This window comes from Nostoc sp. (genome assembly GCF_036917555.1).
Taxonomy (GTDB): domain Bacteria; phylum Cyanobacteriota; class Cyanobacteriia; order Cyanobacteriales; family Nostocaceae; genus Nostoc.
Genome location: NZ_JBALDD010000077.1, coordinates 256,817 through 274,881, shown reverse-complemented (window position 1 = coordinate 274,881; position 18,065 = coordinate 256,817). Strand labels below are relative to the sequence as shown.

Here is an 18,065-nt window from a genome sequence, read left to right as displayed (position 1 = left end):
GGGACAAGGGGATGGGGGGACAAGGAGAAACTTGTCTCCTTGTCTTCTTCGATGATTGAAGATTGCCACGACTCCCAGTAATCCATAACATAATGACAGTCACAATTCCAAGTAGGGGCTTTTGCCACTCAAAACTTCTCCTATGGTCGACGCTGCACGTAGCAAAATCCCCATAGGGATACGGTGATTGTAAAGTAATTGTCACATTAGTTGACATACATTTCTAAGTAAGGTGATAAAAGTGATTTTTAGTACAGATGAAATTCAAAAGCTGATCGCAGACATTGACAACTTACTTGCCAGCGGTGGCAAGCGCCTGTCTAGATTTCTGTCTGGTCAGGCGCAAGAGCCTAAAGAAGTTTTAGAGCGAATTCGCGACTTCTTGGTAAGGTTACAAGAAAAAGAAGCATTAGAGAGCGGCATCCCAAATCAGTCTTCTGAAGAACCGCCATCGCCTTTGTTAACAAAATTTATTGATCGCGATTATAACCAGTATCCACTACCGCAGCTCAAACCCAGTCAGGAAGAGAGTGCTGTTGGCGCAGGACAGTTAAAAAATGAATTTTCGAGATTGATTCAGCCGTTGCGATCGGAATTAGAATTGCTCTTGCAAGAGCGAGCCACTCTCATACAAGAAATTCGGCAACTAGAACAAAAGCGTTTGCAAAACTACTCCTTAGCGCAGCAGTTGACAAACCAGGAGCAAATGATTACCGAGTTTTTACAGGTACTCATGAGTCGCCTTGTGCCAACTTTAACGCCACTGCTCGGACAGACTGGGGAAAATTCCGCCAGTTCTTCAGGAGGAATTAATTACGCAACCTCTGCAACTCAATCTTTGTTAGAATCCCCTGACGGTGTAGAGCGCTTAACCCAGCTAGCTAGGGAGTTGGATCAACGTCTATTATCACTAGATGGGACGGTGAATGTAGTCTTTGAAGCACTACAGCGCAATATTAATACTTATTACGAATCCCTGTCGCAAGCACTGGCAAGAATGCATAGCAAGGGGATGCAAGGCGAACAGCTGATGGCCAGCTTTGTCTACAATTTGACCCAGCATTTGCAACAAGAATCCCCTAGTTCGCAGTCATCTTTGCTGGGAGGAGAATCTGAGACACTACCATCATTGACTGAACCAGCCGAGATTGCTGCTGGAGTCGCGCCCCAATCCTTGGAGCTTATACAGCCAGAAACTTCATCTCCACTCACAATTGAGCAACAGGAGACTACCCTCACAGAGGATCTAGATGCAGTGCTGTTGCAGCTTGGTGTAGACTCATCTGAATATTCTCAAACCCCGACCGAATTACCGCAAGATGTTTCTGCGGCAATTGGTGATGAAGTAGACCAACTTTACGCCAGTTTGTTTGATGCTGGTGATGTTAATAATCCCAGCCTCGATGTTCCCACAAATGACTTATCTGCTTCCATAGCCTCTCCATCACCGTTGAACATCGCACAGTCCCTGCCTGTCTCTGCAACCGTGGATTCTGCGGTTGTAACACCAGATACGGGTCTTTCAGCCCAAGAGACTTTAAGAGAAATCACAGATTCAGAGCCACAGGAAAAACTATTTTTTGCAGAGGATACTGACCTAGACTCACCTCTTAGCTTTTTTACTCCACAATTAGACAGTTTACCACAAATCAGCACTCAGCCAGCTAGTGTTGATACAATTAATACCCTAACTGACTTATTGCCTGATGCCGATAGCGAACTGCAATTGCTGGAAGTCTCATCTTTTGGGGATAATGCCACAGCTACAGCAACTGACCTATTGCCTGATACAGATACTGAACTGCAATTGCTGGAAGTCTCTTCTTCTGGGGATAATGCTACAACCACAGCACCAGTTACTCCAGAAGTATCAGAAATTGCGTTGGCAGAGCCTACTGAAAGTATCGCCACATCGGAAGTATTAATTAACAACGATCGCTCCGAACTGTCTTCAGATAACTACATTGCTGCTTCACCCCAGGAAAACTTACTTTCTATTGAGTCAAACCAGTCTCCAGCCGTACCAGATATTTCTTTAGATGAAGAACAGTTGCAGCAATTAGATCGGGATTTGGCTAATTTTGATCGGCAGCTAAATTCTGAGTTGCAGCCAGCTACCAACTTGGATGTTTTCTCGGAACCACTTGATAACATTCAAGACACAACTTCCCCTGAAAATCTCCAAATAGCAGAGAATACATCAACTACTGCTTTCTCAAGTTTGGCAGTTCCCCAGGTAGAAACTGAAAAAAAGGAAGTCACGACTCCTGTTCCAGAAGGTTCTTTACCGCCAATTGCCAACTCCATAAATAATCCAGAAGTTTCACCCAATGTTCTAGAATCAGTTTGGTATTTAGGAATTGATTTAGGTACAACAGGAATTTCCGCCGCATTATTAAATCGCTCGACTTTTGTTGTACATCCTATCTACTGGTCAGCAGAAAATCCGCCGGGAATAAGTTCCTTTCAGCAATCGTTTCGTTTACCAACAGAGGTTTATCTGCCTATAGCTTCTGTACCCCACGGTGAAAACGAAACTATCGAAGCACATGAGCAGACAGCACCTGCGGCTGTTGCCCAAGATAAAGTGCCCGATCGCTCGGCTACCACTCCTGCAAGACCAAGATCGACAGCAGATCCGACGAAAAACAATCTCTACTCAGCCCAGTTGAAGCCCTATCTACAAGTAGCCATTCCCTACAAGAGTGAACGACAGAAATGGGAACCGGTTTTGCAATTAAATGAATTTTTGGCAGGGCCTTTAATTTGGGTTGTGCGATCGCTCTCTAAATTACTATTAACCCTCAAATCCGAAAAAACAAGTACCACCCCTAGTTTAATGGCTGCTGCTGTTGGGATCAGCGAACAAAATTTTCCCCAAATTATCAATAATATTGCTGGTGTAATTTGTACCTGTCCATCTAGCTGGTCGGAACAATACCGCTTTAACGTGCGGGAAGCTTTACTCACTAGCAAACTCATCCAACATCCGCAGCAAGTCTTTTTTATCGAAGAAGCGATCGCTAGTCTACTTTCGGAACTCGATGCTGCTAATGGTGAGCAAGTAAAATTAAGTGATGCTCAAGGTTCTCATCCGCTAAAAACCAGCGAATATCCCATTGTTGGCAACACCCTTGTGATTAATATTGGGACAACTGCCACAGAAATGTTGCTGGTAAATCTACCAGAAACCTTGCAGCAATTGACATACAGTGATTTCATGCTCCACAGTTTTGCTTATGCTGGCAAGGGTATTGAACAAGATATTATCTGCCAGCTGCTATTGCCACCGAAATCTCGGCAATCACGCCTAGAAACACCAAGTGATGCCTGCGGCGGGCTACGCCTACGCAAAACTACCACGAGTAATCCTTGGCAGTGGCAACCGTCAATTCCCGGTTTAGACCAAATGCGTTGGCAGACTTTAGGGTTGGAAGAATTAGAACTACCCAGAGTCGGAGAACCAGATATCACTGCTCGAATCCGTCTCCAGCAGCGTCTAGAAAGTTCTCTACTAGGACAGGCGGTATTAGATGCGGCATTAGCCCTAAAGCTGATTTTGCAACACCAAGACTCTTTTACCCTGGAATTAGCCGATCAGCAGTGGGTTTTGCAGCGACGAGACTTAGAAAGCCAGGTATTTATCCCCTTTGTGCGCCGCCTAAACCGAGAACTTAACAAGTTATTGGTAGCTCGTGGCATCCCTACAGAAGCCATTAATCAAGCTATCCTGACTGGGGGAGTGGCTTGTATTGGGACGGTGAACCGCTGGTTACGGCAAAAACTTCCCAGCACTAAGATTATTCAAGATTTATATCTCGGCGAAAACGGCGCTCCCAATTGCAGTCGGGTTGCTTATGGTTTGGCAATGCTGCCTCTGCATCCCCAGATTTTAGATATACCCAGGCAACAATACACTGATTATTTCTTGTTTACAGAATTGTTGCGATTGCTACCAGACCGTCCCTTATCTTTCGGTGAAGTTATCCAGTTATTTGAGGGTCGTGGGATCAATACTCAGACTTGTCAGCAACGGCTGCTGGCTTTTTTGTCAGGTGAACTGCCTTCCGGTTTGATACCTTCAGTCACAGAATCAACCTGGCTTACCCAGAGTTCGCAAGAAAATCCTGACTATCAGGCGATCGCCACAGCACCACTTTTTGAAAAACAAGGGAGTCTCACTTATCGTCCCAATTCTCAACAACTGTTATCTTTGCGTCGCTATCTAGATGCAATTAAGGCTAGTAATCAGCAATCACTAGAGGAACCATATACAGTGAATTTTGCCTTAGAGGTTGCTCCTTGAGACTAGTAGATCACGCTAGAAATAAGAATACTACTAAAAATTCCAAATGCTTATAATGTAAGCATTTGGAATTTTGCAAAGTACTACTATGACTTCAGAACAGTAATTTTTTGGATATGTACGATAGTAGTATCTTTTTATTAGATGGAGAAAACACAGTAAATTTACAATCTACTCTTGAATTGAAAGATTATGTAAATTTTGGGTTTTTGGTTTTTATCTTTGCTAAGATTTGTGTACATTAATACTCAGTAGTAGCGACAACAGCAGTGAAAATCGCCTAAAAATCATGTTTATGTCTACACTACTGATGTGAAAACCCCTATTATGACATAAGTTAGCCCTTGTGAATAATCTTTATCTTTATTCAGTTAATTGTTTGCAACAGCCTTCACACCCGTCAACTTTAAGCGTGAGAAAACGATTAATTGACATTGTTGGAGCAATTGTGGGGCTGATTATTACATTTATGGTAGCAATTCCCGTAGCAATTGCTACCTTTCTTCATGAGCCAAGTCCAATATTTTATTCCCAAATTCGCTGTGGTTTAGACGGAAAAACTTTCCGCATCTGGAAATTCCGCTCCATGATTGTTGATGCTGATCAACTCAAGCATTTAGTTGAGAACCAAGCCAAAGGTCATATCTTTAAATCCGTTGACGATCCTCGCATTACTCCTGTTGGTAAATTTTTGCGGCGTACTAGCTTGGATGAATTCCCTCAATTTTGGAATGTTTTGTTAGGGGATATGAGTTTAGTTGGTACTCGTCCACCTACTCCTGATGAAGTCAGTAATTACGATCCACACCACTGGGATAGATTGCGAGTCAAACCAGGAATTACCGGAGAATGGCAAGCTAATGGGCGTTCCAGCATTACAGACTTTGAAACCATTGTCAAAATGGATATAGATTATCAACGCAAGTGGTCTGTGACTTATGACCTGAGTTTGATTATTAAAACTATCTGGGTGGTATTTAAAAAGACTGGTGCTTATTGAATTTGAGAATGGGGCATTGGTAAAGAGGAGGCAGGAGGCAGAAGTTCTTTAATTTTGAATTTTGTTAGCGCAGCGTTAGCGAGTCCGCGTTCGCTTTTAGCGTCTCGTAGAGAGCGTCATTTTGAATTTTTAATTGATTTCTCCCTCATCTCCTTCATCTACCACTTTCTTATTCTGACTTCTAAATTCTGACTTCTGAATTCTTCTTTATCCCTTGACGCCGCTACCTGTTTCGGTAGGTACAATATAACGTTGTAACAACAAAAATAGTAATAATACTGGGGCGATCGCAATCACTGAGCCAGCAGCGACCAACCGCCAGTCAAGAGAAAATGTTCCTGCTAGCTTTGCGACTCCCAAAGGAAGAGTGTATAAATTTTCATTTTGGATGACAATTAAAGGCCACAAAAAGTCACTCCAAGCACCAATGAATACGAAAATAGCTAAAGTTACCAGTGCTGGGCGAACTGCCGGTAACATAATATGCCACCATAATCCTAACTCTGAGCTACCATCCATCCGGGCGGCTTCTTCTATTTCTTTGGGGACGCTCATAAAAGCTTGGCGCAACAGAAAAATGCCAAAGGCAGAAGCTAAACTCGGAAAAATCATCCCTAAATAACTATTTGTCAAACCCAACTGGACTGTCAAAATATAAAGGGGAATCATCACGATTTGGAAGGGAATCATAATCGTAGAGACGATCGCTACAAAAATCCAGTCTCGCCCAACAAATGACAATCTTGCCAAAGGATAGGCAGCCAAGGCGCAAAACAGTAGATTTAAGCCCACAGTCAGCACTGAAACCAAAGTACTGTTATACAGGTATTGTCCAAAAGGTAGAGAGTTCCACACACTAGAGAAGTTATTTAGTGTTGGCTGACTGGGTAGCAACTGTGGCGGCGACTGAAAAATATTTTCCGTAGGCGATTTCAGGGCTGTACTAATTAGCCATAGTAAAGGAAAGAGCATCAACAGTGCGATCGCTCCCAACAGTGCATACATTAGCAGAATCTGCGATCGTGATTTTTTGGAGTCCAGCATTTGATTAATAAGATAAATTATCTTTTATTAAAATTAAATTATGTCTCATCACAAGCAACAAGAGGTTAGGATTAAGGTAAAATATTAGGTGGATGCTCACCCCTTTTGACCCACATTTTCCGCACACGAATTAATTGCAGACGATTCATTTTTAAAGCCAAAATTGTTGACCTTCCTACAGATGTAATTCCGACAATTTCTGTAGTATCATCATTCCAAGCAAAATGGTCTGCCCACAGTTGCTGTTGTGGATTAAATAATTTAACCTCATCCTGAGTATTAGGGTCAATTGCTGTTTGACGAGTTGCTTTATAACGATTACAAGAAGGACAAGCCAAACAAAGGTTTTCAAATACAGTTTCCCCACCAGCAGATAAGGGAATGATATGCTCAAATTCAAAAGTAGTGACTGTTAAAGCTTCAGCAGTGCGACAGTAAGCACAACAATCAGCAAAATAATTACGAATTTCCTTTTTTAATTAAACAGGAATATAGACACTCACGCTAGTTACTGTTTATTTTGAAAAATATTTAAGGTATATCTAGCTCTAGTTTTAAGAATATTTAATTGGTCAACCTGTGCCAATAATCTGTCTAAGGTTTCAGTTTCATCATCTGAAAAATAATTCTCAGAATTTTTAACTAATAATTCCTGTAACTGTATCTAAGCTTTGGGAGATAAAGAACTTTCTGCCAAAGCTTGCAACTCATCTAAATTTAAACCAATCAATAATTCTGAATCTACAGATTCTGAATCTACAGATAAGTTAGTTAGCTGTTGGTGAGTTTCTAAATCTAACAGGACTCTAACTTTTTTTACCTGTGCGTTAGTGACATACTGAACTGAGTCAGACATGGCTTTACTTGAAAATTTGGTTAATTTTATTCTAACCTATCATCAAAAATCTGGTTAAAGCAACTCACCTAATTCTGTTATTAAATTTATTTACATCTTAATATAATTAAGTATTTTTACTTTTTGAATTCCATAATTCTTCTAGAATATCAAAGAAGTCGTTGATTATTTTTACGTTACATTTTTTTACATCACTCCATGTTTGACTATTGTGAATGATATCTTGTGCTTCATAAGAAGAAATACCAAAAGCCTTTTTAAAATTTCAATTGATTTGGCTTTTGAATAACTACTCAATCTCAAGAACTTAATCACAGATTCTTTATCTGCGGATTCAGTCAACATATTATTCAGCTTTTTAGTTAGTTCATTATCTTTATTCATAGTTTGTATCCAATTTAGAAAATGCTTCAACCTTTTCGAGTCAATCCGGTTTCCGTACAAATAGCTTGTAGTGGTTTATCCCAAGGTTCAATAGGTATTTGGGACAAATAGGCAAAATCAAAGACAATTCCGATAGTCGGCTTTGTCTGCCACTGCGGTAAACTGAGTAAGCGATCATAATATCCGCCGCCATAACCCAAACGATATCCTTGATAGTCGCAAGCTACACTGGGTACGAGAATCAAATCTACATCGGCAGCATCTAAGATTGGAGTGTCGGGGTGTGGTTCATTAATGCCATAAACGCCGCTTTGGACAAAATCATCAGGTGTCCAAATATGCCAACATAAGGATTTATCAACGCAGCGAGGAAATCCCCAACGGTATTTGGTATTTGTAAATAGGGGACTGAGGTCAGGTTCTTGGCGAAAGCTGAAATAAGCAAGTATTGTTTTTGCTTGGGTAAACAAAGTAGAGTTTTGTAAATGAGAGCTAATGCGATCGCTTTTTTCTCTCCATTCTCCAACGGACATTGATTGACGTGTTTTGAGTAGAGTGCGGCGCAGTTCTACTTTATTTAGTTGATGATTAACTTTGTCCATAAAATATAGTCAAAAAAATAAGCTGGGCATCGCCCAGCTTGTATCACTCTACATTCACCAGAACATTGTTATGCAGCGTGTTGACGATACCACTCAATGGTATTCTTTAGCCCTTCTTCAAAGCTCACCTGAGCCGTGAAATTAAAGGCTTGCTTTGCCCGTTCAGTATCTAAACAGCGGCGGGGTTGACCATTAGGCTTATCAGTTTGCCACACAATTTCACCCTTAAACTCCATCAATTCGCAGATTAGAGTTACTAAATCGAGGATGGAGATTTCATAACCAGTTCCCAAGTTAACTGGTTCCGATTCGTTATACAATTGAGTCCCCATCACAATCCCCCGCGCTGCATCTTCTGAATACAGAAACTCACGGGTGGGACTGCCATCACCCCAAACTGCAAGTTGCTTTTCTGCTTTAATTTGGGCTTCGTGAACTTTGCGAACTAATGCTGGAATGACGTGGGAACTTCCGGGGTCAAAGTTATCTTCTGGGCCATATAAATTTACTGGCAGTAGGTAAACCCCATTAAAACCGTACTGCTGACGGTAAGATTGCAATTGAACTAAAAGCGCTTTTTTTGCAATTCCGTAAGGGGCGTTAGTTTCCTCTGGGTAGCCATTCCAAAGATCGTCTTCTTTGAATGGCACTGGAGTGAATTTAGGATAGGCACAGATTGTGCCAACACAAACAAATTTTTCTACTCCAGCTTGATAGGCAGCGTGAATTAGCTGGGTTCCCATGATCAAGTTATCGTAGAACAACTCTGCGGGTTTTTCGCGGTTTAAACCGATACCACCGACATGAGCTGCTAGATGTATGATAATATCTTGCTGGTCAACTGCACGTTGGCTATTTTCCCAAACACGCAAATCAGAATCGTGCGATCGCGGTACTGTAATTTTCTCACGATCAGCTCCTGCTTTACACAGTTGATCTATCACCTGACGACCTAGAAACCCCGACCCACCAGTGACGAGAATCCGTTTATTTTTTAATATTAAGGCGGTCATATTTTTATCCTCTGTGATGCGAATCAGAAGTGCAAAGCGCCCAGTGTTTGACGAATAGTGGCAATATCATTTGGAAATTGTGAACCATTTCCATTGGGTGAAGTGTGACCCAATGCTTGTAAGTCTGCTTCTACCATTAAAGAAACTAGTTCTTCAAAGGTTACTGATGGTGTCCAGCCCAAGTTCTGCCGTGCTTTGGTAGAATCACCAATCAACAACTCTACCTCAGATGGACGCAGGTAACGCTCATCAAACTCTACATAATCTTGCCAATTAAGATTCACATAACTAAATGCCAGTTCCAAAAACTCGCGCACCGAGTGGGTTTCACCAGTAGCAATTACGTAATCGTCTGGCTGGTCTTTCTGCAACATCAACCACATTGCTTTGACGTAATCTTTCGCATAGCCCCAATCTCGCTTGGCATCTAGATTACCCATGTAAATCTTTTTCTGCTTACCAGCAACAATACCAGCCACGGCTCTAGTAATTTTGCGGGTTACAAAGGTTTCACCCCGCCGTGGTGACTCGTGGTTAAAAAGTATGCCATTACAAGCAAATAAATTATAAGATTCACGATAATTTACAGTTTGCCAGTGAGCGTAAACTTTCGCACAGGCATAGGGACTGCGGGGATAAAAGGGCGTTGTCTCAGTTTGAGGTATTGCTTGTACTAAACCGTACATTTCTGAAGAACCCGCCTGGTAAAATCGCACCTGAATTCCGGTACGCTGTTGGTAGTCTCGAATTGCTTCCAACAGACGCAATGTTCCCATTCCTACTGCATCCACCGTGTATTCTGGTGAATCAAAGCTGACTCTGACATGGGATTGAGCGCCGAGGTTGTAAATCTCTACTGGCTTTACTTCTTCTAAAATACGCCGCAACGTTGTACCATCTGTCAAGTCACCGTAGTGAAGAAACAAGCGCACTCCCTCTTTGTGGGGGTCTTCGTAAATGTGATCGATGCGGTCTGTGTTGAAGGTAGAAGTCCGGCGAATGATGCCATGAACCTCATAACCTTGTTCCAACAAAAACTCACTTAGATATGAACCATCTTGTCCAGTAATACCAGTAATCAACGCTCGCTTCTGTTGCGTCATACTCAATTATCCCTTATTGTCTTTGATTAAAAAGTTACAGCCAATCTGATACAACCTAGCAACTAATTGCTGAATTGCCTAATGGGAAACCTACGAGTTTTTGTTGTTATAAGACTTTTTCCGTAAATAAATATACTTAATAAAAAGTAATTTAACCCCTAAGTCTAACCTTAGATAGCTCAAAATTGTTTAATTATGTGTAGTTCCTTACTTACCAGATAGATCAAGAGTATTTTTATGTATGTTGTTTTTTTATCAAAGCTTCATATATCTCTGGTTTTGTGAAGACTTAATAAAATAGGTATTTTAAATTAGATTTCTGGCAAAAATGCGAATCAAGGCAAAAGAGCCAAAGATTCACACTCACAGAGGTCTTAGTTAAGTAAAAAAGCATAAATTATAGAAAGTGCAATTCTCTAGTCTTAAGAGAAGAATTGGTACTTAGGGGCATCAAATGCCCCACAGAATCCACCCTAAGGAGTTACTCAGTATGCGCCGTTGTTTTTGGGTAGAATTACTACATCAACAGTTTTCAAGATGATCCATAAGTCAAGCCAGAAATTCCTAAATTTGACATAATGCAAATCTATTTGGACTCTGCGAGGATAGGGAATGTCATTACGCCCAGATACCTGCCACAACCCAGTAATTCCTGGACGGATTGTTAAAATATCGTCAATGTGACAACCGTATTTTGGCAGTTCTTCTGCTACCAAGGGTCGGGGACCGACTACACTCATGTCCCCTTTTAGAACGTTCCAGAACTGGGGAAATTCGTCTAAGCTAGTAATTCGCAAAAATCGACCAATTTTGGTAATCCGGGGGTCTTGTTTCAGCTTAAAACTGCTCTCAAATTCTTGTCGCAATTCGGGCGATGTTTCCATCATTTGCATGAGGATTTCATCTGCATTGCTTACCATTGTTCGGAATTTAATACAATTAAACGCTTTGTAATTTTTCCCTACCCGTTCCTGGACATAAAAAATTGGGCCTTCTGAGCTAAAGGCAATCAGCAAGGTCAAAATTAAGTAGACGGGGAAGAACAAAATTAATACCGACAGCGAAAACACTATATCGAACAGTCGTTTGGCAAACTCTCCGTTTAAACCCTGAAAAGATAAACCTTTGGGTTTAACTTTTGGCGTCTTTGTTTTTTGACCGCGTTTTAAGAAACGCGTAGACGATCTAGTGTCTTGCCTTACGCCTCGCTTGCCGGAGAGGAGTGAGCTCTGGGCAGTCATCATACTCCTTAATAATCCACACCACACATAGTCCCAATATTAAAGCCAAAATGAGATGCTTCTGGGGGAAATTGCCAAAAGCCTAAAAAAATAAGACGTTAACTAAGACCATCATTGCAAAAACGGTCTTTTTTCGTTGCACTTGTTTACAAAATCTAGATAACGATCTGCAAAGATTTGCGGTGAGAACTGCGCGGCGTGCGATCGCATATACTCGGAATTGAACGAACCCTCATACATTTCAAACTTTTCTACTGCCTCCACCAAAGCCGCCTCTGTTTGCGTCCTGAAAAATATACCTGTCCCTGTATCCGCATAAGAGCTAATATCTCGCACTGTTTCTAGAGCACCCCCTGCACCATAAGCAATCACTGGCGTGCCGCAAGCTTGTGCTTCCACTAGGGCAATACCAAAATCTTCACAAGCTGCATACACAAACGCCTTAGCCCTAGACATATATTTTTTTACCACATTATCGGGTTGCCATCCCAGTATTTGGATATTTGAGTTTGCCATCTCCCGAATCTTGTTCATTTCATCTCCTGTACCAATGACTACTAATGGTCGTTTTAGTTGATTAAAAGCCTTGACAATCAACGATATTTGCTTGTAACTCACTAACCGGGAAACTGTCAGGTAAAAATCCTCTTTCTCAGACAAAAACGGAAATTCCGCAATCTTCACTGGTGGATAAATGACTGTTGCTTCTCGCCGATAGCAACGCCAAATCCGCCGAGCTGTATGCTGCGAGTTGGCAATGAAGTAATCAACGCGATTGGCACTCAATACATCCCACTGACGCAAACGATGTAATAAATATCGTGTCACCCATCCAGGTAAACCACTACCCAGTTTGCTGTGGCGCAGATAATCAAAGGTCAAGTCCCAGGCATAGCGCATAGGGCTGTGACAGTAGCAAATATGCATCTGTTCGGGAGTGGTAAGGATTCCTTTGGCAACAGCATGGGATGAAGACAGAATGACATCATAATGCCGCAAATCAAGTTGTTCAATTGCCAAGGGCCACAAAGGCAAGTATTTTTGTATACCATTGCGGGCATAGGGAAAGTTCTGGAGAAACGTCTTGCCAATTTGACGCTTATATAAATAACTTTCTCTATTGCTAGATTCAAAATCTATGAGAGCATACAAATCAGCATCAATGTGATTCAAAATTTCTCGGACAACGAGTTCTGAACCACCTGTGGCTTTGGGTGTCAGCCACTCATGAACTAGAGCATATTTCAAGGGCACAGCTAAACAATTCAAAATTCAAAATTCAAAATTCAAAATTGAAGATAGTTTTCTTAGACTCCGACTGAAAAGTTTCCCTTTGTGATTAATTAACGGGAAGCGCCCCAGATTAGCACATAAGACGGAATCTTTCCCTCAGAGGTTCCAGATGGATGCTACAACCTGATAACCTCAGATTGGGAATGGGGAATGGGGAATGGGGTATTGGGGATGGGTTATTCTCCTTGTCTTCTTAATCTCCAGTCCCCAATACCTACTCCCTTGATGACAACTGATATAAAAAGGGTGAATTTATGCGAATTCTGATTATGGGTGGTACTCGGTTCATTGGTGTCTATTTAACTCAACTACTAGTGGAACAAGGACACGAGGTGGTGCTGTTCAATCGTGGGAATCGGCCAGCATCTTCTTTACAGGGAGTAGGACAAATTATAGGCGATCGCACTGATGCTACTCAATTAAAAGCAAAATTATCACAAGAAAACTTTGATGTCATTTTTGACAATAACGGGCGGGAACTTACTGATACTCAACCACTAGCAGAAATTTTTCAAGACCGAGTGCAACATTTTGTGTATATGAGTTCTGCGGGGGTTTATCTAAAATCTGACCAACTACCCCACATAGAAGGCGATGCAGTAGATCCCAAAAGTCGCCATAAGGGTAAACATGAAACAGAAGCTTACCTGACTCAATTGGGATTACCGTTCACTTCTATTCGTCCTACTTATATTTACGGGCCTCGTAATTATAATGAGTTAGAGGGCTGGTTTTTTGACAGAATTGTGCGCGATCGCCCCATTCCTATCCCCGGAAATGGCTTGCATATCACTCAACTGGGTCATGTATTGGACTTGGCAAAAGCTTTGACTAAGGTTTTGGATAATGAACAGGCCATAGGACAGATTTATAATATCTCTGGCGATCGCTTTGTCACTTTTGATGGTTTAGCCCGTGCTAGTGCTATTGCGGCTGGTAAATCCCCCGATGCTGTGAAAATCGTCCATTACGACCCGAAAAAGTTTGATTTCGGCAAGCGCAAAGCTTTTCCAATGCGAGTGCAGCATTTCTTTGCTTCAGTGAATAAAGCGCAAACAGAATTAAATTGGCATCCTGAATATGATTTGATTTCTGGATTACAAGACTCTCTGGAAAATGACTATTTACCTAATGCAAAAGACAAAGCTAATGTTGATTTCTCTGTAGATGAGGAGATTTTAAATAATTCGTAATTCGTAATGACGCTCGATAGCATACCCCTACGGGGAAGCAAGCTACGCGCAGCGTCTCCTTGAGAACCGTTAGCGACGTAGCAGCGTCTGACTCGCTAACGTAATTCGTAATTATTAACAACTGCATTCCCGACTTATTAAAGAAGCCGGGAATTTGAGCCTTAGGGACTTGCAATTTTAAAAATACCCAATTTGTCGGGTACGTCAGGAAATAATACAACTGCTGCATTCTCAAGAGCTAGGCTGACGTACCTACGCATTATTACCCTTCATCAGGGTTAATGCCCAATTGTCGCAACTTCGCCGCTAATTTATCAGCACGTTGTTTTTCTTGATCAGCCCGTCGCCTTTCCTGTTCTAGCTGCGTAGAAATCCAATTTCCCCTTTCATCGTACCAACGTAACCACAAGCGTTCAATACCTTCATAAGCGCCTTGCCAAAGTCCCAAACCTAATTGTATTCCTGGCATCCAGACTCTAGAAGTAGTTACATCTATTTCGTGGTAACTATCTGCAACTAGTTGAAATGCTTGTAGCTTATCAGTGTAGCGGTCAAACACGATGTAATAAGGAATTCGCAAAATTCGTTCATAAACTTGCCATTTGGTTGGTGGTTGGTTAACTTCTCTGAGAGTTTGTCCCAAATCTTCTTTTTCTGTCCCTGGAGACAAAAGTTCTACGATCACAAAAGGCGCAACCCCTTCTTGCCAAATTACATAACTTAAACGTAAATCTCGCTGTTCATAAAGGCGGGAAACTCCCACCACTGCAAACCAATCTGGGCGTTTATACCAGAGTGGATGGCGAAGGTCATAATAAATATTTAAGTCAGTGCCAACCAATACCTGATCTAATGGATATTTGGGGGGGGAGAAGGTATCGCCTAAAAGTCGGGGTTGCAAAATATGAAATTCGTCAGGCAAACCAGAGTCCTCCGGGTATTCACTAGGAAGATCGTACATGGTGGGTAGGGTTTCTTTTGCAGGACGAGGTGGGTCTGTTTGGTACATAAGGGGAATCCTGACCGACTAATTTTAAGTTAACGGATTGCGGTAAGAGTTGGGCAAAAATCAAAAGAAAAATATTTTATTCTACCTGGGAAAGACGCAATTTATCGCGTTTTTCGTTTTTACTGGAACAGGAATGAAAATTTTCTTTATTAGTCAGGCAAACCTTTTTTAGAATTGCCTGAAGGCTACTGAAACTAGTTTCTGTAAATACTATTGTTGGTTGATAAAATGAGCCAGGTTGTGCAATATCCACTCTACAATGTACTAGAGTCCCGTGCCCGCTTGGGTGAAGGCCCCATCTGGGACTCTAGCCAAAACCTACTGTACTGGATCGATATTTATAACCATCGGGTACATCAGTTCAATCCTGCTACGGGGAAAGACTTATTTTTTGATGTGGGAGATGTGGTAGGCGCGATCGCAACAGCAGGTAAAAATAGATTAATTATGGCGCTGCGTCATCACCTAGCATTCCTCAATACCCAAACAGGTGAAGTTACTCCAATTTTGGAAATTGAAGGAAATCAGCCAGATAACCGCCTGAATGATGGAAAATGTGACCCTCAAGGTCGCTTTTGGATCGGCTCAATGTGTTCTTTAGAAAAACCCCAGGCTAGCCTCTATCGCTATGATAGTGACGGTTCATTGCATGTGATGGAAACGGGATTAACTATTTCTAATGGTCTGGGGTGGAGTCCCGATCAAAAAACATTTTACTTAAGTGATTCTCCTCACAAAAAGATATATGCTTACGACTTTGATTCAGTAACAGGTAGCATTACTAATCGCCGGATTTTTGTTGATTTAACTTATGAATCTTTCTCCCCAGATGGGTTGACGATAGATAGTCAAGGAAATATTTGGTCAGCTACGTGGGATGGATGGTGTGTGATTCGTTTCAATCCCAAGGGTGAAGAGATATTGCGGATAAAGCTACCTGTTCCATTCGTAACGAGTTGTACCTTTGGTGGCGAAGATTTGCAAACACTCTACATCACCACCGCTTCAGTTGGACTCAGCCAAGCCGAGATTGACAAAAGTTTCTACTCAGGTGATTTGTTTGCTCTGCAAACTGATGTTACTGGATTACCTAGCTATAATTTTGAGAAATAAAGTAGTAGCTGTGTTAAGGTGAGCCGCTAAATTGCCTTTTGCATTCGTTCAACTCGACTCTTTACTTGTTTGCAAATTCTAAAAATTCTGAGTTTTGAACTTTTGATCTTGAAGTTCCAAGTTCAAAGGTGCAACTTCCGAGTTCAAAGGTGCAACTTCCGAGTTCAGAGGCTCAACTTCCGACTTCAAAGGTGCAACTTCCGAGTTCAAAGGCTCAACTTCCGACTTCAAAGGCTCAACTTCCGACTTCAGAGGTGCAACTTCCGAGTTCAGAGGCTCAACCTGCGAGTTCAGAGGTGCAACTTCCGAGTTCAGAGGCTCAACCTGCGAGTTCAGAGGTGCAACTTCCGAGTTCTAAAGGACTTCCAAATAAAAAAACATCGATACAATGCAGGTTATTTGATTTCTCTTTGAACTTAAAGGTGTATTTTTCCTAGTTACAATACTATATTGCCGTTTCATTAGTGCTAACTTTTTGCGGCAAAAGATAAATACCCCCAGAAATTAAAGTCAAGGCAACAAAAATCCAAAAAGCAATCAGAGAGGGAGTTTGCCAGACTTGAGGTAGGGGTGCAATCAGAAGTGCGTAGGCGTAGCCCGCCGTAGACATCACTACTATTTGACTAACAGTTTTGAGTTTACCCCAAATATTCGCCCCGGTAATCGTTGTTTGATTCATCCGCCAACCAGCGATCGCTGGTGTGAGAGTAAAGTTAGTTGTAACTGCGAATAATTAGGGTGAGGATTAAACAAACCGAAAGGAGACGTTGGCAGTTAAAGGGTCTGGTAGTGGTTTTCCTTGTGCTTGGTAATCTTCAATCAAAAGTTCTAGTACTTCCTCACCATTATTAAGAGCATCGGCGTATGTATTTCCATGAGTGTGTGCATAGGGGCCAAACTCAGGTAGGCTGACAATGTACTTTTTATCTTCCATTGACCACTGAATTACAATACTATATTGTGGTTTCATTCCTATTGTCCTTTTTCTTCTTCTTCCTCCAGTTGTCTTATTTCTATGAGCGCATTTTTAACATCTTTTTCCTGGTAACGATCTGCATCTGCTCCGTCTTTGCCAGACAAAGTGAGGCTGTAAAGTAGCAAAGGATGGCTCCATAATTGTATGACTGCCTTTGCCGCTTCTATAAGTGAATCCAGCTTTTAGGAGCATTGCTTTTAGTTCCCGAATCTTCTTGGGCACTGTTAGAAATTTCTGACTAGCTACAAATATTTTGTCATGATTATCTAGGAAAATCTCAGACCTACAGGGATGATACAGTAGATGTTTTTAATCAACAGTGCTAGCTTTTTGTGGCAAAAGATAAATACCTCCAGAAATTAAAGTTAGAGCAACAGAAATCCAAAAGGCAATTAGAGAGGGAGTTTGCCAGACTTCAGCTAGGGGTGCAATTAGAAGTGCGATCGCAACTATTTGACTAACAGTTTTGAGTTTACCCCAAATATTCGCCCCGGTAATTGTCGTTTGATTCACCCGCCAACCAGCGATCGCTAATTCCCGCGCTAAAATCAAAAACACTCCCCAAGCTGGCACTTTTCCTAGTTCAATAAAAACCATTAACGGCGCAAGTACCAGAAATTTGTCCACTAAAGGGTCAAGAAATTTACCCAACTCACTAATTTGGTTGAGTTTCCGCGCCAAATAGCCATCCAACCAATCAGTTAATGCCGCAACGATAAAAATCGCCAAACATATCCATCTAGCTTGTGTTGTGGGATTGTACAAGCCATAAAGCAGAAATGGTACACCCAGAAGGCGAGAGAAGGTAATCCAGTTGGGTAGAGTCATGGAAAATTAAAAGTTAACAAGTTTAAAGCAACAAGCAGCCAAGCAAATATGCAAAATATATGCAGATTAGTGTATCTGAGTGTAACTGCGTGGGAAAATCTGTC

The 18,065-nt window shown here is 41.6% G+C and carries 16 protein-coding genes and 1 pseudogene; 4 read left to right on the top strand and 13 right to left on the bottom strand.

The window, feature by feature from the left end; translation table 11 throughout:
• Positions 1-241: 241 nt before the first annotated feature.
• Positions 242-4,306, top strand: coding sequence for a hypothetical protein (locus tag V7K60_RS30670; RefSeq protein WP_334931339.1), 4,065 nt, complete (start codon positions 242-244; stop codon positions 4,304-4,306).
• Between the two features lie 346 nt (positions 4,307-4,652).
• Positions 4,653-5,306 carry a sugar transferase gene (locus tag V7K60_RS30665; protein ID WP_334931337.1) on the top strand — a complete coding sequence of 218 codons (654 nt, stop codon included), beginning with the start codon at positions 4,653-4,655 and terminating at the stop codon, positions 5,304-5,306.
• A 207-nt stretch (positions 5,307-5,513) separates the two neighbouring features.
• Here the strand turns inward: V7K60_RS30665 and V7K60_RS30660 are convergent, their stop codons facing one another.
• The 8 genes from V7K60_RS30660 to V7K60_RS30625 form a co-directional block, all read right to left on the bottom strand.
• Positions 5,514-6,350 carry a carbohydrate ABC transporter permease gene (locus tag V7K60_RS30660; RefSeq protein WP_334931335.1) on the bottom strand — a complete coding sequence of 279 codons (837 nt, stop codon included), beginning with the start codon at positions 6,348-6,350 and terminating at the stop codon, positions 5,514-5,516.
• Between the two features lie 71 nt (positions 6,351-6,421).
• The gene (locus tag V7K60_RS30655; RefSeq protein WP_334931381.1) at positions 6,422-6,817 is read right to left on the bottom strand and encodes an HNH endonuclease; all 396 of its coding nucleotides are present in this window, start codon (positions 6,815-6,817) and stop codon (positions 6,422-6,424) included.
• 197 nt (positions 6,818-7,014) lie between these two features.
• Entirely contained in the window at positions 7,015-7,206 is a 192-nt protein-coding gene (locus tag V7K60_RS30650; RefSeq protein ID WP_334931333.1) for a hypothetical protein, read from the bottom strand.
• A 410-nt stretch (positions 7,207-7,616) separates the two neighbouring features.
• Entirely contained in the window at positions 7,617-8,192 is a 576-nt protein-coding gene (locus V7K60_RS30645; RefSeq protein WP_334931331.1) for a 5-formyltetrahydrofolate cyclo-ligase, read from the bottom strand.
• A gap of 68 nt (positions 8,193-8,260) precedes the next feature.
• Complete coding sequence (locus tag V7K60_RS30640) at positions 8,261-9,205, bottom strand: GDP-L-fucose synthase family protein (RefSeq protein ID WP_334931329.1); 945 nt, start codon at positions 9,203-9,205, stop codon at positions 8,261-8,263.
• Between the two features lie 23 nt (positions 9,206-9,228).
• On the bottom strand, positions 9,229-10,308 hold the full coding sequence (gene gmd / locus V7K60_RS30635) for a GDP-mannose 4,6-dehydratase (protein WP_334931327.1): 1,080 nt from the start codon (positions 10,306-10,308) through the stop codon (positions 9,229-9,231).
• 485 nt (positions 10,309-10,793) lie between these two features.
• Positions 10,794-11,549: a sugar transferase gene (locus V7K60_RS30630; protein ID WP_334931380.1), complete on the bottom strand. Its 756-nt coding sequence runs from the start codon at positions 11,547-11,549 to the stop codon at positions 10,794-10,796.
• 111 nt (positions 11,550-11,660) lie between these two features.
• Positions 11,661-12,803 (bottom strand): glycosyltransferase, encoded by a 1,143-nt coding sequence (locus V7K60_RS30625; RefSeq protein ID WP_334931379.1) that lies wholly within the window; start codon positions 12,801-12,803, stop codon positions 11,661-11,663.
• 293 nt (positions 12,804-13,096) lie between these two features.
• On the opposite strand from V7K60_RS30625, the gene V7K60_RS30620 reads away from it, so the two are divergent.
• Positions 13,097-14,035 (top strand): NAD-dependent epimerase/dehydratase family protein, encoded by a 939-nt coding sequence (locus V7K60_RS30620; RefSeq protein WP_334931325.1) that lies wholly within the window; start codon positions 13,097-13,099, stop codon positions 14,033-14,035.
• A 262-nt stretch (positions 14,036-14,297) separates the two neighbouring features.
• Here the strand turns inward: V7K60_RS30620 and V7K60_RS30615 are convergent, their stop codons facing one another.
• The gene (locus V7K60_RS30615; RefSeq protein ID WP_334931323.1) at positions 14,298-15,044 is read right to left on the bottom strand and encodes a Uma2 family endonuclease; all 747 of its coding nucleotides are present in this window, start codon (positions 15,042-15,044) and stop codon (positions 14,298-14,300) included.
• Positions 15,045-15,272: 228 nt separating this feature from the next.
• On the opposite strand from V7K60_RS30615, the gene V7K60_RS30610 reads away from it, so the two are divergent.
• The gene (locus V7K60_RS30610; RefSeq protein ID WP_334931321.1) at positions 15,273-16,157 is read left to right on the top strand and encodes an SMP-30/gluconolactonase/LRE family protein; all 885 of its coding nucleotides are present in this window, start codon (positions 15,273-15,275) and stop codon (positions 16,155-16,157) included.
• Positions 16,158-16,235: 78 nt separating this feature from the next.
• Here the strand turns inward: V7K60_RS30610 and V7K60_RS30605 are convergent, their stop codons facing one another.
• From V7K60_RS30605 to pgsA, 4 genes and pseudogenes are all read right to left on the bottom strand, one after another.
• On the bottom strand, positions 16,236-16,388 hold the full coding sequence (locus V7K60_RS30605; RefSeq protein WP_334931319.1) for a hypothetical protein: 153 nt from the start codon (positions 16,386-16,388) through the stop codon (positions 16,236-16,238).
• Positions 16,389-16,602: 214 nt separating this feature from the next.
• Positions 16,603-16,854 (bottom strand): annotated as a pseudogene (locus V7K60_RS30600) (hypothetical protein); the annotation flags it as partial.
• 48 nt (positions 16,855-16,902) lie between these two features.
• Positions 16,903-17,127, bottom strand: a complete 225-nt coding sequence (locus V7K60_RS30595; protein WP_334931317.1) for a type II toxin-antitoxin system HicB family antitoxin — start codon at positions 17,125-17,127, stop codon at positions 16,903-16,905.
• 315 nt (positions 17,128-17,442) lie between these two features.
• Positions 17,443-17,961 (bottom strand): CDP-diacylglycerol--glycerol-3-phosphate 3-phosphatidyltransferase, encoded by a 519-nt coding sequence (pgsA, locus tag V7K60_RS30585; RefSeq protein ID WP_334931315.1) that lies wholly within the window; start codon positions 17,959-17,961, stop codon positions 17,443-17,445.
• Between the last annotated feature and the right edge of the window lie 104 nt (positions 17,962-18,065).